This window comes from Evtepia sp., from assembly GCF_056797215.1.
The window spans coordinates 1-6,521 of the sequence record NZ_JBQILM010000059.1; the positions used below are offsets into that span (position 1 = coordinate 1).

The window sequence follows — 6,521 nt, forward strand, 5'->3', positions numbered from 1 at the left end:
GCCGCCAAATAACCGACAACGGCGGTGACCCCCAGGTTCAGGGCCACCGCCAGGACATAGCCGGGCCGCACCCGTCTGTTCTTTCTTGATTTCTCCATCCCTCTCTCCTTTCCAGGCTTTGAAAAACGGACCGGATCGCCGAGGCGCCGGTCCGTTTTTTCTTCACTCTGTGGTGCTGCCCCCTCCGGTGCCAGTCCCGGTGCCGGGGTCTGCCGGAGGCTCCTCCGGGGGTGGGCCGTCGCCGCCGGGCTCTTCCGGCGCCGGTGGCTCCTCCGGCTTGGGCTCCTGGGGCGGGACACTGGGGTCCTCCGGCGGGAGGGGCTGCTCCGGGGGCTGCTGGCCCTCATCCTCCGGGGGGAGGCCCCCCTCATCGGGGTTCTCCGGGTTTTCCGGATCCTCCTCCGGGTGTTCCTCCTCGTCCTCTACCTGGGTCCGGGCGGGGGCGTTGTTCTCCCCGGGGAGGTAGAGCAGGGGGTCAATGGGGCTGTTGTCATAGCGCAGCTCAAAGTGGCAGTGGGGACCGGTGGAACGGCCGGTGGACCCCACGGCGGCGATGATCTGCCCCTGGGTGACGCTCTGTCCCACGGTGACCAGCAGCTTGGAGCAGTGGCCATAGTAGCTGAAAAAGCCGTTGTCGTGGCGGAGGATCACCAGGTTGCCATAGCTCCCCTGCTCCCCGGCAAAGACCACCTGGCCGTCGGCCCCGGCGGCAATGGCGGTGCCCATGGGGGCGGCGATGTCCACCCCCTGGTGGAAGTTGGTCTCACCGAAGAGAAAGCGGTAGCCGTAGTCCGAGGACACCCGCCCCTGGACAGGCCAGAGGAACAGGCAGCCCTCCGGCAGGGGCTTGGTGCCGATGGCCACAATCAGGGGGGTGCTCTCCCCCAGGCGCACGGCGCTCAGGTCCGTGCTGCTCAGGGGCACGCCGCAGCGGCGCACGGTGCGGGTGAGCACCGTCTCCATTCCGGCGGTGCCCTCCTGGACGATACGCTGTTGGCCCCGGAACATGGTGGGGTCGTCCTCATAGAGGCGCTCCGGGGTGGCGTCCCGGGTGATGGCCTGCTCCTCCACGGTGGTGGTCACCAGCAGGGGACAGACCTGCTCCACCGTCAGCACCGTCCCCGGTTCCAGGGGGGTGCCTGTGGCGTTGAGCAGCAGCAGGCGCAGGTCCGCCAGCTGGTCCTCACTGAGCTCCAAGTCCTCCGGCAGGCCGAAGCCCCCGCCCTCCCCAGGGCTCAGGTCGATGGCCCCCAGGACCTGGTCGGGGTTCAGCTCCTGCAGGCGCTCGCTGGTCATGGCGAAGCGCTCTAGGAGCTCCTCCACGGTGTCCCCTGGCTGGGCGGTGTAGAGGAAGAGCCGGGGGGCCTCCTGGATCAGCCGGGACACCAGCTCCCCGGTCTCCAAGGTCTCCATATCCGCCGGTAAGTACTCATAGGCCAGGCTCAGCTGGTTTTCAAACTGGACGGAGAGGCTATTGGCCGTGGTGTACACGTCCTTCACCTGCTTCAAGGCCTCATAAATGGTGTCGGCACTTCTGGCCGCCCCCACCAGCATCCCGTCCACCCGGAGGGTGTACACATGCTCCAGCTGGGGGATGGCTTCCAGCAGGGCGTCGGTGACTTGATGGACCTCCGCCACCTGGTTTTTTGGGGCCAGGGTGGTGCTCAGGGTGACAGCCTGGTCCCAGCCATGGCTGTCCGCCTGCTCCCCCAAAATCTCCTTGGCCTGGGCCTGGGCCTGGATCAGGGCCTGGTGGTAGGTCCCCTCCTCCTGGAAGTAGGCCAGGGTCTGGCCTTGGACACTGGCGGCGTAGCACAGGGCGTAGGCATTGCTCACCTGCGCCCCGGCGGCGATCATGCTCCCTGCCAGCAGCAGGGCCGTGGCGGAGAGCAGGGGATTGCCGGGGCCTTGCAGGCCCCCTTCCCAGCGAAGCTGCTTTCTTTTGCGCTTTTTCTTGGCTTTACTCATGGGGTATCCGCCTCCTTGCGGGGTCTGGGGTCAATGGGGTTCGTTGTTGTGTTTGGGGGCATACAATGGGGTGCCGGCGTGCCGGCTGGGGAACAGGTAGCAAAGAAAGCCCCAGAGCTTATAGAACAATCGCCATAGCTTGGAAAGGATCCGGCCCATTGCTTCTCTCCTCCTAGTTTAGTTGGATCATAGCCGCGTGGTTGCCCCGCTGCTCCCCCATTTTCCGGTGGGACCAGTACAGCTCTGGGTGGCAGGCGGTACACAGGGGCAGGGTGGAGATGTTCTCCTCCCGGAGCCCCCCTTCCAGCAGCTCCCAGCGGATGATGCCCTTCAAGTCCACGGCGAACTTGCCCGGCCGCTCCACCTTGGGGATGATGCAGGGGGCGGCCCCCTGGCCCAGCTGGGCGGTGAGGGCGGTGGGCACGTCGGCGTGGGTCTCGAAGCAGCAGGGCCCGATGCCGGGGCCGATGGCCGCCAGGATATCCCCTGGACGGCAGCCGTACTCCGCCACCATCTTCCCCGCCGCCTTTTGGGCAATGGCCAGGGCGGTGCCCCGCCAGCCGGAGTGTACCGCCGCGATCACCCGCTTTTGGGGGTCGTAGAGCAGCACCGGTATACAGTCGGCGTAAAAGATGGTGAGGCACAGCCCCGGGGTATCGGTGATGAGGCCGTCGGCGTCCACCTCAATGGGGGCCAGGGGGTCGGGGAGGATATCCCCGGGGCCTACGGGGCGGATGTAGTCCTCATGGACCTGGTGGGTCATCACCAGCTTGTTGACATCTGTGCCCAGGGCGGCACACATTCTGTGGTAGTTCTCCCGGACGGCGGCGGGGTCGTCCCCCCGGGAAAGGCTGATGTTCAGGCTGTCCCAAGGGGGGGCGCTGACGCCGCCCAGGCGGGCGGCGAAGCCGTGGGCGACGCCGCCGGCTTCGGTGAAGGGGTTGGCGGTGTGGAACACCACATCGTTGACGCTTTGCTTGGTAAAGGGCATGGGTCCTCCTAATTACTGTGCTGCTTTATCTTTCAGGTAGCAGCACTTCTTATATTTCTTCCCGCTGCCGCAGGGGCAGGGGTCGTTGGGGCCGATTTTGATGGCTTTGCGCACGGGCTCTTTCTTCAAGCTCTCGTCGCTGCCGCTGGACTGGCCGGTGATTTTGGCCACCCGCTCCCGCTTTACCTCGTCGGTCTGGACCCGGGCAGCGATGATCCGGCGGATGGTCTCCTCCTGGATGGCCTGGATCATGCCCTCGAACATCTCGAAGCCCTCTTTTTTGTAGGCGTCCACGGGGTTGGTCTGGGCGTAGGCCCGGAGGACGATGCCTTTTTTCAGCTCCTCCATGGCGTCGATGTGGTCCATCCAGTATTCGTCCACCACCCGGAGCATCATGACCCGTTCCAGCTCCCGCATGAGCTCGGCGCCCAGGGCGTCCTCTTTGGCCTGGTAGGTGGCCATGGCGGCCTCCTGTACCTTTTCAATGAGCTGGCGGGCGCTGTAGCTTTGCAGCTGGTCGTCGGTGAGGGCCATTTCCTCGGCGGGGAAGAAGAGGCCCTGGAAGGGCTCAATGGCAGGCTGGAAGCTCTCGGCGGTGAAGTGCTTGGCCTCCCCCAGGTGGCCCTGGATGGAGGACTCGATCCAGCGGTGGATCATGTTGTGGACAGAGGGGCCTACGTCCTCCCCGTCCAGCACCTGGCGGCGCTGTTTGTAGATGACCTCACGCTGGACGTTCATCACGTCGTCGTATTCCAGGGTGTTCTTCCGGGCCTGGAAGTTCTTGGACTCCACCTTCTTCTGGGCGTTCTCAATGGCCCCGGAGAGAAGCTTGGCGTCGATGGGGGTATCGTCGTCGATTTTGAGGGTCTCCATGATGTTCTGCATCCGCTCGGAGCCGAACAGGCGCATGATGTCGTCCTCCATGGACAGGTAGAAGCGGCTCTCGCCGGGGTCCCCCTGGCGGCCGGAACGGCCCCGGAGCTGGTTGTCGATGCGGCGGGATTCGTGGCGCTCGGTGCCCAGGATGAACAGGCCCCCGGCCTCCCGGACCTTGTCGGCCTCGGGGGCCAGCTGTTCCTTATATTTGGCCTCCGCCTGGGAGAACAGCTTCCGGGCGTCCAAAATCTCCTGGTTGTCTGTCTCGGCAAAGCCGGTGGCCTCGGCAATGAGCTCCTCTGTGAGGCCCGCTTTCCGCAGGTCGTTTTTGGCCAAATACTCCGCGTTGCCCCCCAGCATAATGTCCGTACCACGGCCGGCCATGTTGGTGGCCACGGTGACGGCCCCGAACTTGCCTGCCTGGGCCACGATTTCCGCTTCCTTCTCGTGGTTCTTGGCGTTCAAGACATTGTGCTTGATGCCCTGGCGGGTGAGGAGCTTGGAGAGGATCTCGGACTTCTCAATGGAGGTGGTACCGGCCAGGACCGGCTGGCCCTTCTCGTGGCACTGCGCAATCTGCTGGACGATGGCGTTGTACTTGCCCTTGGTGTTTTTGTACACCTCGTCGGGGTGGTCCGTCCGGGCCAGGGGCCGGTTGGTGGGGACCTCCACGATGTCCAGCTGATAGGTGGCGTTGAACTCCTCCTCCTCGGTGCGGGCGGTACCGGTCATACCGGAGAGCTTTTTGTACAGGCGGAAGTAGTTCTGGAAGGTGATGGTGGCCAGGGTTTTGGACTCCCGGGCCACCGTGACCTTTTCCTTGGCCTCAATGGCCTGGTGGAGGCCGTCGTTATAGCGGCGGCCGTACATGAGGCGGCCGGTGAACTCGTCCACAATGATGACCTCGCCGTCCTTGACCACATAGTCGATGTCCCGCTTCATCAGCCCCCGGGCCCGGATGGCCTGGTTGATGTGGTGGGAGAGGGTGGAGTTCTCCGGGTCGGAGAGGTTTTCCACGTTGAAGGTCTTTTCCGCCTTGGCGATGCCCCGGGCGGTGAGGGTGACGGCCCGGGCCTTCTCGTTGACCACGTAGTCCGCGTCGATGTCCTCGTCCTCCTCCTCCTTGTCGTCCACAGTGGCCACGGTGAGGCCCTTGAGGGAGGCGGCGAAGTTGTCCGCCAGGGTGTACAATTGGGTGGACTGGTCCCCCATGCCGGAGATAATCAGGGGGGTACGGGCCTCGTCGATGAGGATGGAGTCCACCTCGTCCACGATGGCGAAGGTGTGGCCCCGCTGCATCAGCTCGGCCTTATAGATGGCCATATTGTCCCGGAGGTAGTCGAAGCCGAATTCGTTGTTGGTGCCGTAGGTGATGTCGGCGTTGTAGGCGTCCTGCTTGCCCTTGGGGTCGATGCCGTGGATCACCAGGCCTACGGTGAGGCCCAGGAAGCGGTAGACCTTGCCCATCCAGTCGCTGTCGCGCTTGGCCAGGTAGTCGTTGACGGTGACGATATGTACCCCTTCCCCGGACAGGGCGTTGAGGTAGGCGGGGAGGGTGGCCACCAGGGTCTTGCCTTCACCGGTTTTCATCTCCGCGATGCGGCCCTGGTGGAGGATGATGCCGCCCATGAGCTGCACCCGGTAGGGCCGCAGGCCCAGAACCCGGTCGGCGGCCTCCCGGCAGGTGGCAAAGGCCTCGGGGAGGAGCTGGTCCAAGCTCTCGCCCTTCTGGTAGCGGGCTTTCAGCTCCGGGGTTTTGGCCTGGAGCTGGGCATCGGTGAGGGCCTTGTAGCTCTCCTCCAAGGCCTCAATTTTCTGTACGATCGGCTCAAGACGCTTGATCTCCTTGGCCATATTGGTGCCAAATAATTTGTTTAAGAAACCCATGGTTGTTTCTTCCTTTCAACGTATCCACGTGCAAAAGCACGGAGTTTTCCACAATTCAGATTATTATAGCATGGTTCCGCGTAAGAAAAAAGAAAAAAACTATGAACATGTGGAAAAAATATTACCTTTTTCGCTCGTGTGAGGTAGGTTTGGGGGATGGGAGGGATAGTTTTCCACAGGTTTGCGGGGCGTGCTTGATATTCTATCAAAATCTTGTTACAATATTGTTACCTTATTACCATTGAATGGACACACCACAAAAGGGAGGTGCCACATGGGGGCATTTTTTACAAGATTCATTCAGGAGCACTTCGACCCGCTGGGGCGGTTGGAGCGTTACCGCTATACCTATGCCGGCAATTTCAACTATGGCTACGACGTGGTGGACCAGCTGGGGGCGCTGTACCCAGACCGCCCCGCCATGGTCTGGCGCAACGACCGGGGGGCGTCCCGGACCCTGACCTTTGGGGAGGTTGCCCGGCTGAGCACCCAGGCGGCGGTGCTGTTCCAGCGCCGGGGGCTGCGCAAGGGGGACGTGCTGTTGTGCGCCCTGCGCAGCCACTGGGAGTTCTGGGTGGCGGCGGTGGCGGCCCACAAGCTGGGGCTGGTGCTATCCCCGGCGTATTACCGGCTCACGGAGGAGGATTTCTATTACCGGCTCCACAAGGCCAAGGCCAAGGCCGTGCTGTGCTGCCGGGACGGCGGCTGTGACCAAACCCTCCTGGCGGCAGCGGAACGGGCAGGGGTCCCCCTGCGCTTTGCCCTGGGGGCCGGGGAGGGCTTTGAGGACTTCCACGCC

4 protein-coding genes are annotated in these 6,521 nt (G+C 63.6%); 1 reads left to right on the forward strand and 3 read right to left on the reverse strand.

Features of this window, described 5'->3' with window-relative positions; genetic code table 11:
- Positions 1 to 162: 162 nt before the first annotated feature.
- The 3 genes from ACTOZL_RS09935 to secA all read right to left on the reverse strand — a co-directional run bounded on the left by ACTOZL_RS09935 (position 163) and on the right by secA (position 5,722).
- Positions 163 to 1,968 (reverse strand): M23 family metallopeptidase, encoded by a 1,806-nt coding sequence (locus ACTOZL_RS09935; protein WP_482478225.1) that lies wholly within the window; start codon positions 1,966 to 1,968, stop codon positions 163 to 165.
- A 172-nt stretch (positions 1,969 to 2,140) separates the two neighbouring features.
- A complete protein-coding gene (pgeF, locus tag ACTOZL_RS09940; RefSeq protein ID WP_482478226.1) occupies positions 2,141 to 2,959 on the reverse strand; it encodes a peptidoglycan editing factor PgeF in 819 nt (272 codons plus the stop codon).
- A 12-nt stretch (positions 2,960 to 2,971) separates the two neighbouring features.
- Positions 2,972 to 5,722, reverse strand: a complete 2,751-nt coding sequence (gene secA, locus ACTOZL_RS09945) for a preprotein translocase subunit SecA (protein WP_482478227.1) — start codon at positions 5,720 to 5,722, stop codon at positions 2,972 to 2,974.
- Positions 5,723 to 5,996: 274 nt separating this feature from the next.
- On the opposite strand from secA, the gene ACTOZL_RS09950 reads away from it, so the two are divergent.
- The coding region (locus tag ACTOZL_RS09950) for an AMP-binding protein (RefSeq protein ID WP_482478228.1) at positions 5,997 to 6,521 on the forward strand (525 nt) is incomplete at its 3' end.

What these genes read in the sequence shown, in the direction of transcription:
- ACTOZL_RS09935 (WP_482478225.1), bottom strand. Translation starts at nt 1,968, where the DNA reads ATGAGTAAAGCCAAGAAAAAGCGCAAAAGAAAGCAGCTTCGCTGGGAA.
- pgeF (WP_482478226.1), bottom strand. Translation starts at nt 2,959, where the DNA reads ATGCCCTTTACCAAGCAAAGCGTCAACGATGTGGTGTTCCACACCGCC.
- secA (WP_482478227.1), bottom strand. Translation starts at nt 5,722, where the DNA reads ATGGGTTTCTTAAACAAATTATTTGGCACCAATATGGCCAAGGAGATC.